We start from the raw sequence: 19056 nt of genomic DNA on the forward strand, positions 1-19056 counted from the left end.
ACCGGGGGCGTTCGGGTGCCGGGATCTCGACGGGCGCTCCTCGCTGGGGCTCGTCGCTGCTCGACCACCGGCACCTGCGCTGGTCGAGGTGCGAAGGCCGCTAGGCCTGAGCCTCGAGACCCGGTGAGTCGAGAGCCCTCCCGTTCCCACCGGAGGGCGTTCGGGTGCGGGGGTTTCGAGGCTCGCTCCGCTCGCACCTCAACCAGCGCCGGTGGTCGAGCAGCGAGCGCCAGCGAGCGTCGTCGAGACCCGGTGACCCGAGAGCCCTCCCGTTCCCACCGGAGAACCCGGTGCCGGGCGCGCACGCCGGTAGCCTCGACCCGTGGGGAAGATCCTGGACGCCGCCGACCGCGGTCAGCGGCGGTTCCCCCCGGTGGCCGTCCCGATCGCGGTGTTCTACAAGTTCATGGACGACCAGGGCAACTACCTCGCGGCGATCATCACCTACTACGCGTTCATCTCGATCTTCCCGCTGCTGCTGCTGGCGACGTCGATCTTCGGGTTCGTGCTGCAGGGCAACCCCGAGCTCGAGAAGCAGGTGCTGGAGTCGGCGCTGAGCAACTTCCCGATCATCGGCGACGAGCTGGGGCAGCCGAACCCGCTCCAGGGCTCGACGGTCGGGGTCGTGGTGGCCGGCCTGGTCGCGGTCTACGGCTCGATGGGCCTGGGGCAGGCGATCCAGAACGTCATGAACACCGCCTGGTCGGTGCCGCGCAACAGCCGCCCCAACCCGCTGATCCTGCGGCTGAAGTCGCTGGTGCTGCTCGGGACCGCCGGCCTCGCGGTGCTGGTGATCTCGGTGGTGTCGACGGTGGGGGCGAGCACCGACGCGTTCGGGCACAACCTCGGTGCGGAGTTCTCGTGGCTGATCCGCGGCGCGACCGTGCTGCTGGTCGGGTCGGTGCTGACCCTGCTGTTCCGACTCGGCGCCGCGCGACGCCACCACCTCGGCAAGGCCGCGCCGGGGGCGTTCACGGTCGCGGTCCTCTGGCAGGGCCTCCAGTGGATCGGCACCCTCTACGTCACCGGCGTGCTGCGCGGCACCGGGCCGATGAACCAGACCTTCGGGCTGATGCTCGGCCTGATCGGCATCATCTACATCGCCGCGCTGGTCGGCGTGCTCGGCGCGGAGATCAACGTCGTGCTGGCCCGCCGGCTCTACCCTCGCGCGCTGCTGACCCTCTTCACCGACAACGTCGACCTCACCGAGGCCGACCGGCGGGCGTACGCGAGCTACGCCCAGCGCGAGCGCCACAAGGGCTACGAGTCGATCCAGGTCGTCTTCGAGGACAAGAAGACCGGGCACACCCACGAGTTCCCGCTGCCGGTGATCAAGCAGGAGCGCGAGCGGATCTCAGAACGCGCCGCGCGGCGCCGGAACCGTGCGGGTCGCGAGGTGCCGCCCGACGTCGAGGACGTCGAGGAGCTCCCCGAGGACGTCCGCGGCGACACCCGCCCGGTCCGCACCCACCCGCGCCCGCAGCTGCCGGAGCAGCCGTGACCGGGCGGCTCGCGCCACCTCGACCGTCCGCCGGCCCTCGGCGCTGAGCCCCACCGGCCGGGCCCGGGCGTCGGCGGGGTCGGCGACCGTCTCGACGTAGCCGAGCGCCCGCAGCTCCGCCACGGTCTTCGACATCGCCTGCTGGGTGACGCCCAGGTCGCGGGCCAGCGCGGTGGCGGTCGCCGGCCCCACGAGCAGGCGCTGCACGACGTAGCCGTGCCGGGTGCGCAGCCCCTCGAGACCGGCGGCCGCGAGCGCGGCGAGCACGTGCCCGTCGACGGCGGCGCCCGCGAGGGAGGCGAGGTCGACCAGGCCCACGGTGGAGGTAGACACACAACCATGGTTGTGTATATTGCCGCGCATGTCCAGCACCACCACCGAGCGCGTCGTGCGCGCCTACTTCGCCACCGTCGCCGACCTCGCCTCCACCGAGGACGACCTCCGCCCGCTGCTGCACGACGACGCGGTCGTCGTCGAGCACCCCAACCCCGTCACGCCCACCGGCGCCCGCCGGACCACCGCCGAGGTGCTGACCGGGTTCGCCAGCGGCAAGGCGCTGCTCTCCGAGCAGTCGTTCGACGTCCACGAGGTGCTCGTGGCAGGGGAGCGCGCCGCGGTGCGCGCGACCTGGCGCGGGGTCGTCGGCCAGGACCGGGGATCGTTCGCCGCCGGCACCGTGCTCACTGCCGAGATGGCGGGCTTCCTCACCGTGCGCGACGAGCGGGTCGTCGAGCACGAGACCTTCGACTGCTACCCGCCGTTCGGCTCCTGACGCAGCCGGGCGCGCAGCCCGGCCAGCACCTCCTCGTCGAGTCCCAGCCCCTCGCGGAGGTACGCCGCGAGGTCGCCGTAGCGGGCGGCCACGGCGTCGTGGGCCGCCCGGAGGTAGTCGGCGTCGGCGACCATCACCGCCTCGTAGACCGCGACCTTCTCCTCACCGAGGTGCTCGCGCACCAGGGCGAGGTACTTGTCGCGGGTGCCGCCGAACTCGTTGGTGCGCAGGTAGTCGGCGAGCACCACGTCCGCGGAGCAGCCGGCGTTGTGGAGCAGCAGCGCGGCCGCCCAGCCGGTGCGGTCCTTGCCCGCGGTGCAGTGGAAGACGTGGGCCTGCTCGGGGCTGGCCTCGTGGAGGGCGGTGAGCAGCGCGGCGTAGCTGGCCCGGGCCGCGGGCACCTCGACGAACGACCGGTAGACCGCGCGCATCACCTCGACGGCCGCCTCGCGGCTCTCCAGCGACGAGACGGTGTCCATCGGGATGCCGCCGATCTCGAGGTGACGCCACTGCGCTCCGGGAACCTCGGTGTCGGGGTGCTCGGTGACCTCGTGCCGGCTGCGCAGGTCGTAGATGCCGCCGATCCGCAGCCCGTGCAGCGCCCGGACGTCGACGTCGGTCAGCTGCAGCTCGTTGGAGCGGTAGAAGACGCCGGCCCGCAACGGCGTGCCGTCGACCGCGCGCAGGCCCGGGCCGGCTACGTCGCGGAAGTTGTCGGCCGAGGCGAGCCGGACGAGCTCCTCGCCCAGCTGCCCCGACGGGCTCTCGGTGGTCACGCCCGCAGCATAGGGAGCGCGGGTGAACCGGGGGCGAACGCTCCGGACGGGCTACAGACACCACCCGGTCGGCGCGGCAGCATGGCCGCCATGCCCCGCATCCTGCTGGCCGTCGCTGCGTTCGTCCTGTGGATCTACTGCCTCGTCGACCTGGTGCAGACCCCGGCCGAGCGGGTGCGCCACCTCCCGAAGTGGGCGTGGCTGGTGATCGTCTTCCTGTTCCCGTTCGTGGGCTCGCTGCTCTGGCTGTTCGTCGGCCGCGAGCCGGCCGCCCGGCGCCCGGCCGCGCCGGCGTCGCCGTACCCCGAGTACGAGCGGCCGGGCCGGATGGCGGCCAGCGATCCCGTCAAGGACGAGGAGTTCCTGCGCAAGGTGCGCGAGCGCGCGGAGCAGCAGCGCCGTGCCGCCGAGGAGCAGCGCCGACGGCGGGCCGCCGAGGAGGACGCCGGCGACGCTGCCGACGCCGGCGACGAAGCCGGCGAGGGCGAGCCGACGCCGGGGACCGGCTCCTAGACCTCGCCGGGGGTCGCCTTGCGCACGGTGATCCGGGTCCAGGCGCCGAGGTAGATCCGGTCGTCGGCCTTGACCTCCTGCTTCTGGCCCGGCGCCACCGGGGTCTTGGGCAGCACGCCGACGCTGCCGCCGACGTAGGTGCCGTTGGAGGAGCCGAGGTCCTCCACCCACCAGCGGCTGCCGTCGGTGGTGAGCTGGGCGTGCCGACGGCTGATGCCGTTGTCGGAGGAGAGGTCGATGTCGGGGCTGATCCCCCGGCTGCGCGAGGCGCGACCGATGAGGATCGAGGTGTTGCGCAGGGGTACGACGAGCGGCAGCCCGGGGGAGGGCAGCGGGTCGCCGCTCTGCTGGTCGGCGTACCAGTCCGGGTCGACCCACACCTCGGCCACCCAGGCGTCGGCCAGCGGCGGCGAGATGTTGTCGCTGGCCGTGGCTTCGGCCGGTGACCCGCCACCAGCGGACCCACCGTCGGCGCCGGCAGGGGCATCCGGGGCGCCGGACGGCGTGACCCGCCGCGGCATCGCACCGGTGGTGAAGTCGTAGCCGCACGCCTCGCAGAACAGTGCGTCAGCGGTGTTGGGGGCCTGGCAGTTGGGGCAGTCCTGGGTGCTCGCCCCAGCGCCCGTGTCGCCGGCCCCGGCCGAGGCATCGTCCGGCAGCGCGGTCACCGTGGCGGTCGCGTCCATCGCGACGCCGCAGACGTCGCAGTAGTCGGTGGCCGTCGACTCGTGGCCGTCGGGGCACTTCACTTCTTGATCCGGGTGGTCTTGGTGGACGCGGTGTCCAGGGCCATCTCGTCGGCCTTGTCGACCGCGCGCTTGAGCCGGACCGTGCCCTCCTTCTCGTTGTCGACGTCGACCACCTTCCTCAGCTTCGAGGTGGCCTCGTCGTTGCCGGTCGCGGCGGCCAGCTGCACCGCCCGGCCGAGCTTGGTGGTGGCGGTCGCCTCGTCGCCGGCGGCCTTGGCGGCCAGGCCCTCCTGGATCGCCGTGGCCAGCTCGGTCTGCCCGGTGTAGTGGGCCACCTGCTCGTCGATGCGGGTGGTGAGCTCGGCGTTGTTCGACCAGGTCGCCTTGACCAGCCCCTGGGCCGCGATGTCGTCGCCGAGGGCGATCTGCACGCGGGCGGCGAGCTGCTCCTGGCCGACCGCCTTCGCGGCCAGCCGCACCGCGACGTGGTAGTCGCGGGACTCGTCGGACCACGCGCCGGTGGGGTAGGCGCCGGTGAGGTCGTTGACCGCGACCCGGCGGTCGGTGAGGTCCTCGACGGTCGGGGAGACCTGGCGGACGTAGAGCACCTGCGCCCCTTGCGGCGTCCAGACCCGCAGCTGGGCGTCGGAGACGCCGCGCGACATCGCCTTGCGCATGATCTCCTGGAACTGCGCCTGCATCTCCGACGGCTTCGGGATGATGTCGACGGTGCCGAGCAGGGCCTGGGCGATCCGGCGGACCTCGTCGACCTGCCAGTCGGTGCCGGCACCGCGGCAGTCGCACTGGAAGACGCCGGTCGCGCGGCGGATCGCCTCGTCCAGCGCACCGGGGGCCTCGCGGTTCTCGCCGTCGGTGAGCAGCAGCGCGTGCTTCTGCCGGACCTGCGGCACCGAGTTGAACAGCACGCCGGCCAGGTCGAGCCAGGTGCCGATGGCGGTGCCGCCGGCGGACCGGAAGTCGTTGATGGCGCCGGAGGCCTCGTTGCGGGTCTGCGGGGTCATCTGCACCATGCCCGGCCCCGAGGTCACCCGCGGGTAGGCGAGGTAGGCCCGGTCGGACCCGCCGATGACCGAGAACCAGGTTCCGTCGACGATCTCGGCGAGCGCGGCCTGGGCGGCCTGCTTCGCCGCGGCCATGGTCTCGTCGCCCATCGAGCCCGAGGTGTCGACGATGATGATCTCGCCGGCGTCGCCCCCGCCGGTCTGGCCGGCGACCCCGGCGTTGTTGCAGGTGACCGTCACGATCGCGTTGACGTCGGTCCCGCCGTCGGGCAGGAACTCGTTCTGGTAGACGGCGGCGGTGAACTCAGCCATCGGACTCCCCTTCGCTGGGCCCGGCACCGGGCGCTGTCGTGGTGGGCGTGGTCGTGGGTGCGGTCGTGCTGGGTGCGGCCTCGGGTACGGCGGCCGCCCCGTCGGCATTCTGCCCGGTCGCGGGTGCGCCCACCCGGGCCACGGCCGCGGTGATGTTGTCCTGCCCGCCCCGGCCGTTGGCGAACTCGACCAGCCGGAGCGCGAGCTCCGCGGGGTCCTGGGTGCCGGCGGCGGCGATCTGCTCGGCGAGCTGGGCCGGCTCGGAGGCGTAGTTCCACAGCCCGTCGGAGCAGACCAGCAGCCACCCGGGGTCGGTGAGAGTGCGCTCCCCGACCCGTGGGGAGAAGTCCTGGCTGTCGCGGCCGAGCCACTTCGTGATCGCGTGCGCCTGCGGACCGGTCTCGGCCTCCTTGCGGGGCACGCCGGCCGCGATCTGCATCTGCGCCGCGGAGTCGTCGACGCTGAGCTGGACGCCGTCGCCGGTGTCGGGCAGCCAGTAGATCCGGGAGTCGCCCACGTTGGCGTAGACCACCCGGTCGCCCTCGAGCACGGCCGCGGTGTACGTCGCCGACGCGGGGTTGGTGCTCTCGGCGGCGGTGGTCGCCACGATCGCCTCCTGGGCGGCCGTGGTGGCGTCGGTCATCACCTTGGTGACCGCGGCCAGCCGGCTCTCCGGCGTGCCCATGCCCTGCGGCAGCGGGGTGCGCAGCACGCCGAGGGCGGCCCGGGCGCCGGCCAGCGAGGCGACGTCGGAGTCGACGGAGTTGGAGACGCCGTCGAGCACGACGAGCACGGCCCGGCTGCCGGGCTGCTCGTCGGCCATCAGCGCCATCGCGTCCTCGTTGCGGGCGTGGGTGATGCCGCGGTCGCAGACCCCGGCGACCCACGACGCCGGCTGCTCGCGGAAGTGGTCGCGCTCGCTCGGCGCCTTGGTGCCGCAGGTCTGGCAGTAGAGGTCGGGCCCGACCTCGCCACCGCAGTTGAGGCACGGCCGCCGGCCCGCCGACGGCGCGGCGGGGGTGCCGACGCCGGCGGTGACCGCGCTGATCGGGCCGCTGCCGAGGTCGTCGAACGGCGCCTTCTCGTCCGCGGCCGGAGCCGGGACGGGTGCGGTGCCGGCCGTGCCGGGGGTGGGCGCCGGCGTCGCGCCGAGCGGGGTGCCGCACGCCTCGCAGAACGCGTCGTCCGGTGCCGTCTCGGCGCCGCACTTCGGGCAGGGCACCCCGGCGGTCGGGGGAGGGGTCTCGGTCATACCAGGGTCCAGTTCCTCACCGCGTTGGCCTCGTTGACGAGGCGCACGCGCTCCTTGAGCTCGGGTGTGTCGCGGGCCAGTGCACGGTACGCCGCCTCCAGGGCCGTGCGGAGGGCGGGCTCGGTGGCCTCGTAGCTGCCGACCTTGAGCGCGCCCCTGACCGTGCGCGTGCTGCCCGACGGGGTGCCGGGCCGAGGCGCCGAGCCGGGCGCGGTCTTGCTCACCACGGCCAGCGCGTGCTCCAGGATCCGGATCGTGTAGCGGGCCCGGTCGCTGGGGTCCATCCGCACCGACTCGATGCTGCGCAACGCCTGGTCGAGCACCGCGAGATCGCCCTTCGACGACCGCAGCAGCACCTCCGCCCGCAGCTGACGGCTCTCGGGGTAGCCCCGGCTGGTCGAGGGCACCAGGTCGAGCGCAGCCACCGCGCCGCTGCCGTCGCCGCGCCCGGTGCGCACCCGGGCCAGGCCGAACGCGGCCGGGGCGGCGTACGCCGCGTCGGTGGCGACGCAGGTCGCGTAGAGGCCCTCGGCCACGTCGGGCAGGCCGCCGTTCTCGCAGGCGACCGCGAGCGCCAGCTTGGGGGCCAGCTCACCCGGCACCTGCTGGTAGACGGCGTTGAACGACGCCTTGGCGGTCTCCCAGTCCTGCTGGTGCATGGCGGCCAGGCCGTCGACCCACAGCGCCCGCCACTCCCACGGGTCGAGCGTGAGCAGCCGCGCGGTCGCGGCGCGCGCGGCCTGGGGGTCGCCGAGCTCGAGCGCCGTACGGGCCCGGGTGAGCAGCACGTCGGCCGACTCCTCGGGCGCCGACTGGAGGTCCTTCATCCGCTGGGCCGGGTCGGTGTCGGAGAGGCTGGAGAGCCACGAGTGCTGGGGGTCGGTGGGGTCGGGCCGCAGGCCCGGGAGCTGGGCCCAGGTCAGCGCCGACGACGACACCGTCGGTGCGTCGAACAGCACCGACGCGGCGGAGGTGAGCGCGGTGCCGGTGGTGCGGCGCGCGACCGTCTCGCGCAGCACGCCGAGCATCTGCGTGCGCAGCTCGTCGACCGAGGCGAAGCGGTCGGCGGGGTCGGGAGCGCAGCACTTGGCCACCAGCCGGTAGAGCGAGTCGTGCTCGGCGAACAGCGGCGTGGTCTCCGGCGGCGGCAGGGTCTCGAGGTAGGTGCCCTGGTAGCCGCGGAACTCCATGCACAGCACGACCAGCGTGCGACCGATGGTGTAGATGTCCGAGGCGACCGTTGGGCCGACCGCGGCCACCTCGGGCGCCTGGTAGCCCACGGTGCCGAAGATCGCCGAGTCGTCGTCGTCGATGCGGCGCACGCCGCCGAGGTCGATGAGCTTGACCGCGTCGCCGACCTGGATCAGGTTGTCGGGCTTGAAGTCGCAGTAGACCAGGCCGAGGTCGTGGAGGTACTGGAACGCCGGCAGCACCTCGATCAGGTAGGCCAGCGCCTGGTCGACCGGTAGCGGGTCGTAGGCGCCGCCGTTGGCCCTCATCCGGGCCTTGAGGATCTGCTTGAGCGACTTGCCGCCCACGAACTCCATGACGATGTAGCCCGCGCCCTCGTGGGTCACGAAGTTGTAGATCTCGACGATCAGCGGGTGCTCGACCTGCGCGAGGAACTGCTGCTCGGCGATCGCGGCCGCCAGGGCGTCCGGGTCGCCGGAGTTGAGCAGGCCCTTGAGCACGACCCAGCGGTCGGAGACGTTCTTGTCGCGGGCGAGGTAGATCCAGCCGAGACCGCCGTGCGCGATCGCGCCCGCGACCTCGTACTGCCCGGCGACCAGGTCGCCCGGCTGGAGCTTGGGCGTGAACGAGAACTCCTGGCCGCACTTGGGGCAGAACCCCTCCGACCGGCCGGGCTTGCCGGCGACCGCCCGGCCGACCGGGTTGCCGCACTTGGAGCAGGTGCGCTTGTCCTCGGGCACCGACGGGTCCTTGATCACGGACTTCGCGGCGTCGACCGCCGGCGCCGGCGGCACCGAGGTCAGGCCGGCGCCGAGCCGCGCGGCGCGCATCCGCTGCGACCCCGCCCGCGACGGCCGGGTGCCGCTGGTGCCGCCGCCCGCGCGTGCTGAGCCGATCGCGGCCGACTGGATCCGGCTGGCCGACGTCGCCACCGAGGCGGTGCCGCCGGTGACCGGGTCGGCCTCGGCCACTGCGGCGGTCGGGGCACCGGCCGGGGAGCCGCACACGTCGCAGTAGCCGTCGAGGATGGTGCCGCTGCAGCCGGGCTGGGCGCACGGCGTGCCGTTGGCCGCGGTGCTCGTCCTCGGGGCCGCGGCGCCCGCCGCGGCGGCGGGCGTTGCCGACGGGGCGCCCGAGCCAGGGGCGGCGGCCATGCCGCAGACGTCGCAGTAGCCGTCCTGGATGGTCCCCGAGCAGCCCGGCTGGGTGCAGGCCTGTGTGCTCATGCGGTCTCCTTGTTGCTGGGGCTGTCGCCGGGCTGGTCGTCCCGCCCGCGGGAGGCGAGCGCCTGCTCGACCCAGGTCTGGTACGTCGCCACGAGCTGGCGGGCCACGACCATCGGCGTGGGGGTGCGGGCGAGCACGGCGCGCGCCTGCTGCTCGCTCGCGGCGACGTCGGGGTGGTCGGCGACGCCGAGCGCCCGCGCCTTGGCGGCGTAGCCGTCGAGGAGCGCGAGCAGGTCGGCGCGGCCGGCGAGGGCGGCGGCGTACTCGTCCTGGGCGATGGTCAGCGCCTGCGCGACCCGGTCGAGCCGGGCCCGGTAGGGGCCGATCGCCGACGCGGTGTTGGGAACCGGCCCCAGTGCGGTGAGGTCGGGCACCGCCTTGGTGGGCGCGGGGTCGACGGTCTCGACGCAGGTGCGCGCCAGCGTGGTCAGCGCCGCGGCGCGGGCCTCGAGGTCGGCGCGGAACTCCTGGGCGGCCACGATCTGGTCGCGGGCGTCGCGGCGTCGGGCGTTGCCGACGATCAGGTCGCGCTCGAACGTCGCCGCGTCGACCTCGAGCGGGCCGAGCAGCCCGCCCACGTCGGCGCCGCGCTGGGCCCGGGCGGTCACGTCGGCGAGGCGGGTCGCGAGGGCGGCGCGGGTGGCGTCGGCGGCGTCGCGGGAGCCGGCGGGCTCGAGGGCCACCTGGTCGCGGAGCCGCTCGAGCTGGGCGCGCAGCTCCTTGATGCGCGCCGCGGACGCGTCGGCGCCGGGCACGAGCGCGAGCCGGGTGCGCAGCTGCCCGACCAGCGCGTCGGAGAGCCGGCAGGCCTCCGGCAGCGAGAACGCCACGCCCGGCACCGCCGCCTTCGCGACCACGGCGGGGTCCATCGCGCCGTCGAGCCGGCCCCAGATGAGCACCGAGAGCCGCTCCCGCTCGGTCTGCAGCACCCGGCCGCCGTCCCACGTCGCCCAGAGCAGCTGGTAGCGGTCCGAGACCGCCTTCCACAGCGCCAGCGAGAGCGCCATGTCGCTGGTGATCTCGCCGGCCCGGCCGGAGGCGAGCGCGGCCGCGTCGAGCTCGTCGAGCTCGGAGCGGCGCGCGCGCACCCAGGCGTCGAGCTCACCGAGGTAGGCCTGCACCGCGGCCGGCTGGAGCGCCTCGCCCAGCCGTCCGGGTGCGGGAGGGGCCAGGGTCACGGCAGCGGCCGCCCGTACTGCGGCTGGGGCCACTTGCCGGTCGGGTCGCCGAGGGTGGGGCGCAGCCAGCGGTCGTAGTGCTCGTCCCAGGTGCCGTCGCGACGCATCCGCTCCAGCATCGCGTTGATGAACTGCACGAGGTCGACCTGCTCGGCGTTGACGCCGATGCCGTAGGGCTCGTCGGTCAAGGCCTCCTGGTCGAGCACCTCGGAGTACGGGTCCTGGGCGGCCAGGCCGGCCAGCACCGTGTCGTCGGTGCTGAGCGCGTCGGCCTCGCCGCGCTGGAACTTCACCATGCACTGGGTGTCGTTGGCGGCGGTGACCGGGATCGCGCCGGGGATCTCGGTCTCGATGTTCTGGATGCTGGTGGTGCCGGCGGGTGCGCAGATCCGCAGCCCGGCCAGGTCGCGCAGGTCGTCGATCCCGGCGTTGCGGCGCACCAGGATCTTCTGGCCGGAGTGGAAGTACTCCGCCGAGAACGCGATCAGCTCCCACCGAGCACAGTTGATGGTCATGTTGCGCACCACGATGTCGACCTCCCGCTCCTGCAGCAGCGGGAACCGCTGGGCCGGGGTGATCACCCGGAACTGGGTGTTCTGCGGCGTGCTCGTGCCGAAGATGGCCCGTGCGACCTCCTTGGCCATCTCGATGTCGAAGCCCTCGAGCACGCCGGTCTCGGGGTTGCGGTAGGCCAGGTTGAAGCTGTCGGCGGCGACGCCGACCACGAGGGTCCCCTCGGCCTTGATCCGCTCGACGGTCGAGCCGTCGGGGTCGGCCTCGATGTCGCCGGGAGCCGGCAGCGGGCCGGTCGGCGCGTAGGAGCGCACGGGACTGAGGCCCGCGACGTCGTCGGCGCACTCCTCGGCCGGGCCGGCGGCGGCGGGGGCCTCCGGCGCCTCGGGGGCCGGGACCACCGTGGCGTCGTAGCCGCACCCGGCGACGGCGAGGGCCGCGGCCGCGACGGCCAGGGCGAGTCGGCGGTTCATGCGTACTCCTTCCGGCGCTGGGCGATCCCCCACGCGGTGAGGCCCGCGGCGGCGAGGCCGACGAGCAGGCTCAGCACCGCCAGCACCAGGATCGCGCTGTTGCCCGAGCGGATCTCGTCGGTCGTCGCGGTGGCGGCCGCGTCGATGGTCTCGACCGACCTGGTGTCGAAGGCCTGCAGGGCCGCACCGGCTCGGCCGTCGCCCGTGTCGATGGCCGCGAGGACCGCGGCGTCGTAGTCGCCGTCGTCGTCGAGCTGGGCGATCTCGTCGTGCAGGGCGGCGTAGCTCTCCCAGAGCCCCAGGGTGCCGTCGGAGGCCTTGGCCCGCACGACCGCGGCGGCCGAGGCCCACGCCTCCTCGAACGCCGCGCCGGAGCCGCGGGCGACCAGGCGGAGGCTCTCGTTGGAGCGGGCGATGTTGGCCGCGGTGCGGGCCTCGGCCTCGTCGACGGCGACCTGGTAGCTGCCGTCGCGGAGGTCGTCGTTGTCGCCGGCCTGGCCCAGGCTGACGATCGCGGCGAGCAACGTCGTGGCGGCGAGCCCGATCGCCGCGCCGGCGAGCCCGGTGTTGAACCGGCGGTGGAAGCGCTGCGCCTGCTGGCGGTTGACCCACCACAGCACCGCGATCGCGCCGAGGCCGGGGAGCACGACGAGCCACGGCCGCTGGGCGTCCATCTCGCTGTCGGCGCGCTCCTGGTTGGCCGAGACCAGCGCGGCCAGCATCGGCTGCGCGGTCTCGCCGAAGGTCGTGTTCGCGGCCTCGAGGTAGGCCGAGCCGATCGGGAAGCCCTGGCGGTTGTTGGCCCGGGCGGTCTCGATGGTGGCGGCGTAGTCAGTGACGGCGGCGTTGAGGTCGGCGAGGACCTGGCGGTCGGCGGGTTGGGCCTCCGCGGCATCGGCGAGCTGGTGGGTGATCAGGTCGATCGCCTCGGCGTACGCCGTGGTCTGGCTGGCGTCCTCCTTGATGCCCGCGAGGTAGCCGTTGGTCGCGAGTGCGTTGGCCCGGGCGAACGTCGCCTGGATGTTCTGCACCCGCACCAGCTGCTCGGTGTTGTCGGCCGCCGAGCGGTTGGCGTTCCACGAGAGCAGCTGGAGGCCGAAGGTCAGGGCGCCGGCGAGCACGCAGGCGGTGACCGCGATGACCTGCCAGCGGTTGAGCAGCCGGGGCACGTCCTCGACGGCCGGGACGCCGGCGGTGGCGCCGCCGGCGGGCACCGCCTGGCGCGGCTGCTGGGCCCGGCCGGCCGGTCGGCCCGTCGCCTGGGGCACCGGGGCGGTCGCCGCGGCGCCGGAGGGGGTCTGGGTCACTGCTGCTCCTCCTCGAGCGGTGCGGCCTCGTCGTGGGGTGCCGGCACCGGGCCGGCCTCCTCGGACGCGTCGGGGGTCTGCTCCGGTTCCGCGGCCTGCCAGTCGACCGGCTCGGTGGGACTCGGCGGCACCGGCGGCGCGGGTGCGTCGAAGTCCTCGGCCTCCAGCGTGCGCAGCTGCTCGACCGTCGGCGTCTCGACGTCGCGCAGCCGCCAGGCGTGCCGGCCGATCGCGGCCTCGAGCTGGTTGCGGATCCAGCGGGCGTTGCCGAACGTCGGGCCGCGCTCGACCCCCGAGATCATCTCGGTGATCTTGGCGAGCACCTCCTCGTCGGCGTCGTAGTCGGCACCCTTCGCCATCACCCCGAAGATGTCCGCGAGCTCGGCGTCGGTGTAGTCGGGGAAGTCGATGGTGGTGCGGAACCGGCTCTCCAGGCCCGGGTTCTGCGCGATGAACGCCGCCATCGGCAGCGGGTAGCCGGCCACGATGACCACGAGGTCGTCGCGGTGGTCCTCCATCTCCTTGACCAGCGTGTCGATCGCCTCCTGCCCGTACTGGTCGCCCGCCAGCGAGTACGCCTCGTCGATGAACAGCACGCCACCGACCGCGCTCTTGACGACGTCGGCGGTCTTCATCGCGGTCTGGCCGAGGTAGCCCGCGACCAGCTCCGAGCGGTCGACCTCGACCAGCTGGCCCTTCGAGAGCAGGCCGAGTGCGCGGTAGATGCCGGCGACCAGCCGGGCGACCGTGGTCTTGCCGGTGCCGGGGTTGCCGTTGAAGATCAGGTGGCGGGTGATCGTGGGCGAGGCCAGGCCCTCGGCCTTGCGCAGCCCCTCGACCCGCAGCACCGCCGCCTGCCGGCGGATCTCGGCCTTGACGTCGGTGAGCCCCACGAGCGCGTCGAGCTCGGCGAGCAGCTCCTCCACCGTCTTGGGCTCCGGCTCGGGCTCGGCCGGCTCCTCGGCGGCCGGCTGCCCGGCCGGCGCCGCCTGCACCGGCTGCACCGGCTGCCCGGGGTACGCCGGCTCGCCGGCCCCACCAGCGGGTGGCACCGGCCCGGCGGGCGCGGGCGGCGGCGTCGCACCCGGCTGCCCGCCACCGGTCGGGTCGAGCAGCGGCGTGCTGCTGAGCGCGGCGAGCTTCTCGCGCACGATCCGGCTCTGCTCCATCACCGAGGCGAGGAAGTGGTCGGCGACCCCAGGCACGTCCTGGCGCGGGGTCGGCGGCAGGTCCAGGCGGGGCCCGGCGGCCGAGGTGGCCAGCTGGGCCGAGGCCGCCATGGCAGCGTTCCCCATCGACTGGGCGGTGGGCTCGCCGAGGGTGCTCGCGGCCATCGCCACCTCCGAGAGCGCCTTGGCGTACGCCGGGGCGGCCGGGTGGTTGTCGAGCGCGAGCTGGGCCATCGTCGGCGTCTGGGCGTTGCGGTAGCGGCGGCCCCGCGAGGCGGCGAGCGTGAACGCCTCCGCCGAGCGCTCCCGCCCGGTCTCGGCCGACCAGTCGACGAACGCGCCGCGGGCCGGCTCGGCGATCGTGGCCGCGAGCGCCTCGCCCTCGGCGCGGGCGACGGCCTCGTCGACGCCGGCCTCACGGGCGGTCTCGACCAGCGCGGCCAGCGCGGCCGCCAGCGTCACGGCGGTGGGGTCGGTCATGCGGTACCTCCGGTCGAGGGGTCGGGCGGGATCGGCCCGGTCGGTCCCAGCGTGAGGCCCGGCCCCGCCTCGTGCCCGAACTTCGCCTGCAGGAAACGCCCGTGCGCCAGCAGGGCCTGCGCGTCGGCACGGTTGGCGGCGTCGAGGATCTTGTCCATGGTCGCGCCGAGCAGCTCGAGCTGGTCGACGAGCACCATCAGGCTGGTCTTGTAGCCGTCGATGGGGCGGGTGTCGGCCCACTCCCGCGGCAGCCGCAGGTACCCGCCGACCGCCTCCGGGAGGTAGTCGGTCGCCGTCGCGACCACGGAGTAGGAGTCGGCGCTGCCGGCGCCGAGGTGGCGCAGCCGCGGCAGCGTGTCGGTGATGGTGCGCTCGATCCGGCTCACCCGCGAGGTCACCACCGGCGGCGCGTTCTGGTCGCGCAGCAGCGCGTCGAGACGCTCGAGCGCCTGCCGGATGTCGTCCTCGGTGGGGGCAGGGGGGAGGGTGGTGGCCGGTTGCTCGTCGTCCTCACGACGCCGGCGCCACCAGGAGCGCAGACCCACGTACCAACCCTTCCCGGAGCGGTCTAGCCGATGTCGAGCGTGCCCGCGGCGCTGCGGGCGTCGTGCGCCTGGACCCGGTCGAGGTAGTCCTTGGACTTGGCGACCTCGGTCTCGAGCACGCCGATGGTCGCGGCCATGCTGTCGAGCGCCTTGAGCTTGAACTCGTCGATGGAGTCCATCGTGGCGTAGATGTTGGCGAACGCCGCCTGCAGCTGCTCCATGCCGATGGTCGACGAGGCCGCCTGCTCCTGGATCGCCGCCGAGTTCTCCTTCAGCATCTCCGAGGTGCGCTGGATCATGTTCGACGTCGTGGTGTTGAGCGCGGTGATCTGGTCGAGCACCAGCTTCTGGTTGCCCAGCGCCTGGGCCACGATGACCGCGGTGCGCAGCGCCGAGATCGTGGTCGTGGAGGCGCGGTCGACGCCCTTGATCAGCTCGATGTTGTTCTTGATGATCACGTCGATCGCGAGGTAGCTCTGGATCGACACCGCGAGCTGGGTGAGCAGGTCCTGGTGCTTCTGCCGGACGTAGAACAGCACGTCCTGGTTGAGCGCCTTGGCCTCCTCGGGGTTGCTCAGCTCGAGCTCGGCGATCCGGGCCGACAGCTTCTGGTCGAGCTTCTCCGCGACGTAAACGTACTGGTTGAGCCGACCCATCACCTGCCACAGGTTGGTCTTCTCGAGGTTGAGCGCGACGTTGTCCTTGGTGAGCTCGTCCTGGCCGTTGCGCAGGCTGTGCAGGATCGCGTTGAGCTGGCTCTGGGAGGACTGGTACTTGCGGAAGTAGTCCTCGACCTTGTCGCCGAACGGCAGCCAGTCCATCCAGCGGCGTACGCCGGTCGCCTCGCTGGGGTCGAGGTCCTCGATGGTGCGGCGCAGCTCGATGAGGGTCTTGCCGACCTGGGAGCCCTGGGCGATGCCACCCTCCTTGAGGGCGCGCACCGGCTGCTCGAGCATCCGGTTGGAGGTCTCGGCCGCCTTGCGGATGTCGGCGTCGCCCATGGTGCGGACGTTCTCGGCCTGCGCGGCGAACTCCGGGCTGCGGGCGGGCGCGGCGGCCAGTGCGGTGAGGAAGCCCTCGACCTTGGCGTCGAGCTCGGGCACCACCTCGGGCGCGACCTGCGGCGCCATCGCGGGGGCCTGGGTCGCGACCACGGCGGCCGGCGCCTCGGGGGCCGTGAGGGTGAGGGTGGCGGCCGGCGGCTCCAGCGGCGCGGGCGCCGCCGCCCCGGCGCCTCCCCCGGCCGGCGGGGTGGTCGTCTCGGAGGGGGTGGGCTCGTCGGTCGGGGTGGTCATGCGGGGGTTCCTCCTCGGGTCGCCTGCGGCGCCGGTGGCTGTGGCCAGACTGTATCCGGCCGGAGCCCACCCCGGCACCGGCCCGCCGCGGGCCGACCTCGACGCTCCCCGGGTCAGGCCTGCCCGAAGTCGAAGAGCGCGACCACGTCGCCCTCGGGGGCGTTGTGGTCGACCCCCGCCTCCTCGACCGTGATCCCTGCGCCGTCGGCGGTGGCCGCGTCGCCGCTGAGCACCACCTGGTTGTCCTCGCCCTCGGGCATCACCCCGGCCGGCACCATCACCTCGTCGTGCTGGAGCCACAGGACGTAGCTGTGGCCCGACGGGGCCGCCGGCATCGCCGAGGTGACCAGGACGGCGCCGTTGAGCTCCTTGGAGCGCACCACGGTCGCGGTGGCGCCGTCGGGGAACTCCTGGGTGAACCGCTCCGCGTCCGGGGCCGCCAGCACCTGCTCGACCCGGCTCGGCTGCGCGTCGTCGTTGACCTGGTCCCAGGCCACCGCCCCGCCGACGCCGATCGCGACCACGGCGGCCGCAGCGGCGACGAAGGCGGTGAACCGGCGGCGCACCGAGCGCTCCCCGGCGCCGGGGAGCGCGGGGCCCTCGCCGACCGGCGGCAGCGGCCGGACGGTCGCGACCTGGTCGAGCACCCGGGCACGCAGCCCCTCCGGCGGCGCCACCATCGTGGTGTCGGCCAGGAGGGTGGCGGCCTCCCGCAGGCTGTCGACCTCCAGGCGGCAGTCCTCGCAGCCGGCCAGGTGGCGTTCGAACCTGGCCTTCTCGAGGTCGTCGAGGGCGTCGACGGCGTAGGCACCCGAGAGCGCGTGGATCTCGCTCATGAGCCAACTCCCATCGTGTCGCGCAACCGGATCAGTCCGTCCCGGATGCGGGTCTTGGCGGTGCCGACCGGGAGGTCGAGCAGTCCCGCCACTTCGGTGTGCGTGTACCCCCCGAGGTAGGCCAGCCCGACGGCCTCCCGCTGCACGGGCGTGAGGCTCTCGAGCGCGTGGCGCACCCGGCGGGCTTCGAGCGAGGCGTGGGCCGCCTCGGCGGTCGCGTCGTGGGCGACCGGCTGGTTCTGCGCGTGGTACGACGTGTCGCGCCGGGTCGCCGCCTCCGCGGAGCGCACCCGGTCGACGGCCTTGCGGTGGGCGATCGTGAGCAGCCACCCGAGCGGGCTGCCCCGCTCGGGGTCGAACCGGCTGGCGGTCCGCCAGACCTCGAGCAGCGCCTCCTGGGCGACCTCCTCGGCCTGGGCGGGGTCGCGCACCACGCGGAGCACCAGGCCGTAGACGCGACTGGCGACCGCGTCGTACAGCTCCGCGAACGCCGCCTGGTCGCCGCGTCCCGACCGCCGGAGCAGGGCGGCGAGGTCGGCGGCGACCGGTGCCCCCTCCGAGGAGGGGGCACCGGTGCCGTGGGGCTGCGGGTCCGTCACGGGACGATCTTCCTGTGCTTCGGCGACGAGGTCGACCGTCAGGGGACCAGAACCTGGTCGATGACGTAGACCGTGGCGTTCTTGGTGGGGATGTTGCCGCACAGCACGTTGGCGCCGTTGACGGTCATGCCCGACTCGGCGTCACCCTCGATGGTGATCGAGTCGTTGTTGAGCGTCTGCTGCTCGCCCACGACCGCGGTCGGGTCGAGCTGACCGGCGACGACGTGGTGCGAGAGCACCTTGCCGAGCATGTCGGGGTCGGCCAGCAGGCCGTCGAGGGTGTCCTTCGGGACGGCGGCGAACGCGTCGTCGATCGGGGCGAACACGGTGAGCGCCTCGGCGCCGTTCAGGGTGTCGGCCAGGCCGGGGACGGCGCCGACGGCGGTGACGAGGGTCTTGAGCAGCGGGTTGTTGCTCGCGGCGGTGGCGACCGGGTCGGTCACCATGCCGTTGAACGAGCCCTTGCCCTCGGTCGGGATCGACGCGCAGCCGTCACCGAACGTCTGGGCCGCGGCGTCGTCGGTCATCGGCTCCTCGGTCGTGGGCTCCTCGCTGGGCGTGGTCTCGGAGGTCTCGCTCGAGGTGTCCGAGGCGGCGTCGTTGTCCGACCCCTCGTCGGAGCAGGCGGCCAGGCCCATCGAGAGGGCCAGGACGGCCGCAGCGGCGCCGGAGCGTCGGAGGGTGGTGCGCTTCATGGTGGTGCCTTCCGTTGGTGAGTCGCTGACGTGATGTGTTCGGCGCTGCCCGGTGGGCGGATTGGTCTCGGGCCGAGAAAGTTCCGCGCTGGTCGAGCAGCGAGCGTGGCGCTGGTCGAGGTGCGAAGGCCGCTAGGCCTGAGCCTCGAGACCCGGTGAGGCGAACGCCGTCCCTCGCGCGGGGACTCCGCGCACGGGGCTCGGGCGTCTGGTGACTCTTGATGGTGGGGTGGGTGCGGGGCGCCGCGCGTGGGTGGGCACTGCGGCTGCTGCGCGCCGGACGTCGTTCGGCACTCGTTGCCGTGTCGCCGGACGCTGCCCTGCGGTGCCCCGGCGCTCGTTGCGGCGCCACGCCGCCGTCTACGTGCCGAACGCCGCCCGTCGCTCCGCCGCCTCCGTGCCCGGTGGCGCGGCACGCCGGCATGCGGTGGTCGAGGTGCGAAGGCCGCCAGGCCTGAGCCTCGAGACCCGGTGAGACGAGTGCCCTCCCCGTGCGTGGGGACTCCGCGGACGGGGCTCGGGCGGGTGGTGACTCTCGATGGTGGGGTGGGTGCGGGGTGCCGCGCGTGGGTGGGCACTGCGGCTGCTGCGCGCCGGACGTCGTTCGGCACTCGTTGCCGTGTCGCCGGACGCTGCCCTGCGGTGCCCCGGCGCTCGTTGCGGCGCCACGCCGCCGTTGACGTGCCGGACGCCGCCCGTCGCTCCGCCGCCT

At 73.9% G+C, this 19056-nt stretch carries 17 protein-coding genes and 1 pseudogene; 3 read left to right on the top strand and 15 right to left on the bottom strand.

The features are described from left to right. The first annotated feature begins 322 nt into the window (after positions 1 to 322). Complete coding sequence (locus JT721_RS10690; protein ID WP_307827994.1) at positions 323 to 1501, top strand: YihY/virulence factor BrkB family protein; 1179 nt, start codon at positions 323 to 325, stop codon at positions 1499 to 1501. A gap of 72 nt (positions 1502 to 1573) precedes the next feature. Here the strand turns inward: JT721_RS10690 and JT721_RS21395 are convergent. After that, a pseudogene (locus JT721_RS21395) lies at positions 1574 to 1864 on the bottom strand (winged helix-turn-helix domain-containing protein); the annotation flags it as partial. Here JT721_RS21395 and JT721_RS10695 point away from each other — a divergent pair. Continuing rightward, entirely contained in the window at positions 1863 to 2273 is a 411-nt protein-coding gene (locus tag JT721_RS10695; protein WP_205473128.1) for a nuclear transport factor 2 family protein, read from the top strand. The pseudogene JT721_RS21395 and the gene JT721_RS10695 overlap by 2 nt on opposite strands. Here JT721_RS10695 and JT721_RS10700 read toward each other — a convergent pair. Then, the gene (locus tag JT721_RS10700; RefSeq protein WP_205473129.1) at positions 2252 to 3049 is read right to left on the bottom strand and encodes a tyrosine-protein phosphatase; all 798 of its coding nucleotides are present in this window, start codon (positions 3047 to 3049) and stop codon (positions 2252 to 2254) included. The genes JT721_RS10695 and JT721_RS10700 overlap by 22 nt on opposite strands. 90 nt (positions 3050 to 3139) lie before the next feature. Between JT721_RS10700 and JT721_RS10705 the strand changes: the two genes are divergently transcribed. Further along, positions 3140 to 3562 (top strand): PLD nuclease N-terminal domain-containing protein, encoded by a 423-nt coding sequence (locus JT721_RS10705; protein ID WP_240340548.1) that lies wholly within the window; start codon positions 3140 to 3142, stop codon positions 3560 to 3562. On the opposite strand, the gene JT721_RS10710 is transcribed toward JT721_RS10705, so the two are convergent. The 13 genes from JT721_RS10710 to JT721_RS10770 all read right to left on the bottom strand — a co-directional run bounded on the left by JT721_RS10710 (position 3559) and on the right by JT721_RS10770 (position 18344). Then, on the bottom strand, positions 3559 to 4311 hold the full coding sequence (locus tag JT721_RS10710) for an FHA domain-containing protein (protein WP_307827995.1): 753 nt from the start codon (positions 4309 to 4311) through the stop codon (positions 3559 to 3561). The genes JT721_RS10705 and JT721_RS10710 overlap by 4 nt on opposite strands. Beyond that, a complete protein-coding gene (locus tag JT721_RS10715; protein ID WP_205473131.1) occupies positions 4308 to 5585 on the bottom strand; it encodes a VWA domain-containing protein in 1278 nt (425 codons plus the stop codon). Before JT721_RS10715 ends, JT721_RS10710 begins: the two co-directional genes overlap by 4 nt. Then, positions 5578 to 6837 (bottom strand): PP2C family serine/threonine-protein phosphatase, encoded by a 1260-nt coding sequence (locus JT721_RS10720; RefSeq protein ID WP_205473132.1) that lies wholly within the window; start codon positions 6835 to 6837, stop codon positions 5578 to 5580. Before JT721_RS10720 ends, JT721_RS10715 begins: the two co-directional genes overlap by 8 nt. Further along, positions 6834 to 9254 carry a serine/threonine-protein kinase gene (locus JT721_RS10725; protein WP_205473133.1) on the bottom strand — a complete coding sequence of 807 codons (2421 nt, stop codon included), beginning with the start codon at positions 9252 to 9254 and terminating at the stop codon, positions 6834 to 6836. The genes JT721_RS10720 and JT721_RS10725 overlap by 4 nt, the downstream gene beginning before the upstream one ends. After that, positions 9251 to 10432 carry a hypothetical protein gene (locus tag JT721_RS10730; protein WP_205473134.1) on the bottom strand — a complete coding sequence of 394 codons (1182 nt, stop codon included), beginning with the start codon at positions 10430 to 10432 and terminating at the stop codon, positions 9251 to 9253. Before JT721_RS10730 ends, JT721_RS10725 begins: the two co-directional genes overlap by 4 nt. Next, positions 10429 to 11418, bottom strand: coding sequence for a glutamate ABC transporter substrate-binding protein (locus JT721_RS10735; RefSeq protein WP_205473135.1), 990 nt, complete (start codon positions 11416 to 11418; stop codon positions 10429 to 10431). Before JT721_RS10735 ends, JT721_RS10730 begins: the two co-directional genes overlap by 4 nt. Then, positions 11415 to 12725 (bottom strand): hypothetical protein, encoded by a 1311-nt coding sequence (locus JT721_RS10740; RefSeq protein ID WP_205473136.1) that lies wholly within the window; start codon positions 12723 to 12725, stop codon positions 11415 to 11417. Before JT721_RS10740 ends, JT721_RS10735 begins: the two co-directional genes overlap by 4 nt. Further along, positions 12722 to 14374, bottom strand: coding sequence for an AAA family ATPase (locus JT721_RS10745; protein WP_205473137.1), 1653 nt, complete (start codon positions 14372 to 14374; stop codon positions 12722 to 12724). The genes JT721_RS10740 and JT721_RS10745 overlap by 4 nt, the downstream gene beginning before the upstream one ends. Beyond that, on the bottom strand, positions 14371 to 14919 hold the full coding sequence (locus JT721_RS10750) for a hypothetical protein (RefSeq protein WP_205473138.1): 549 nt from the start codon (positions 14917 to 14919) through the stop codon (positions 14371 to 14373). The genes JT721_RS10745 and JT721_RS10750 overlap by 4 nt, the downstream gene beginning before the upstream one ends. 23 nt (positions 14920 to 14942) lie before the next feature. Beyond that, positions 14943 to 16214 (bottom strand): toxic anion resistance protein, encoded by a 1272-nt coding sequence (locus tag JT721_RS10755; RefSeq protein ID WP_205473139.1) that lies wholly within the window; start codon positions 16212 to 16214, stop codon positions 14943 to 14945. A 113-nt stretch (positions 16215 to 16327) separates the two neighbouring features. Then, positions 16328 to 17050 (bottom strand): anti-sigma factor domain-containing protein, encoded by a 723-nt coding sequence (locus JT721_RS10760; RefSeq protein WP_205473217.1) that lies wholly within the window; start codon positions 17048 to 17050, stop codon positions 16328 to 16330. Further along, positions 17047 to 17649 (bottom strand): sigma-70 family RNA polymerase sigma factor, encoded by a 603-nt coding sequence (locus tag JT721_RS10765; RefSeq protein ID WP_205473140.1) that lies wholly within the window; start codon positions 17647 to 17649, stop codon positions 17047 to 17049. Before JT721_RS10765 ends, JT721_RS10760 begins: the two co-directional genes overlap by 4 nt. Before the next feature lie 38 nt (positions 17650 to 17687). Beyond that, positions 17688 to 18344 carry a fasciclin domain-containing protein gene (locus tag JT721_RS10770; protein WP_205473141.1) on the bottom strand — a complete coding sequence of 219 codons (657 nt, stop codon included), beginning with the start codon at positions 18342 to 18344 and terminating at the stop codon, positions 17688 to 17690. Between the last annotated feature and the right edge of the window lie 712 nt (positions 18345 to 19056).

This window comes from Nocardioides sp. SYSU D00038, from assembly GCF_016924665.1.
Lineage (GTDB): Bacteria > Actinomycetota > Actinomycetes > Propionibacteriales > Nocardioidaceae > Nocardioides.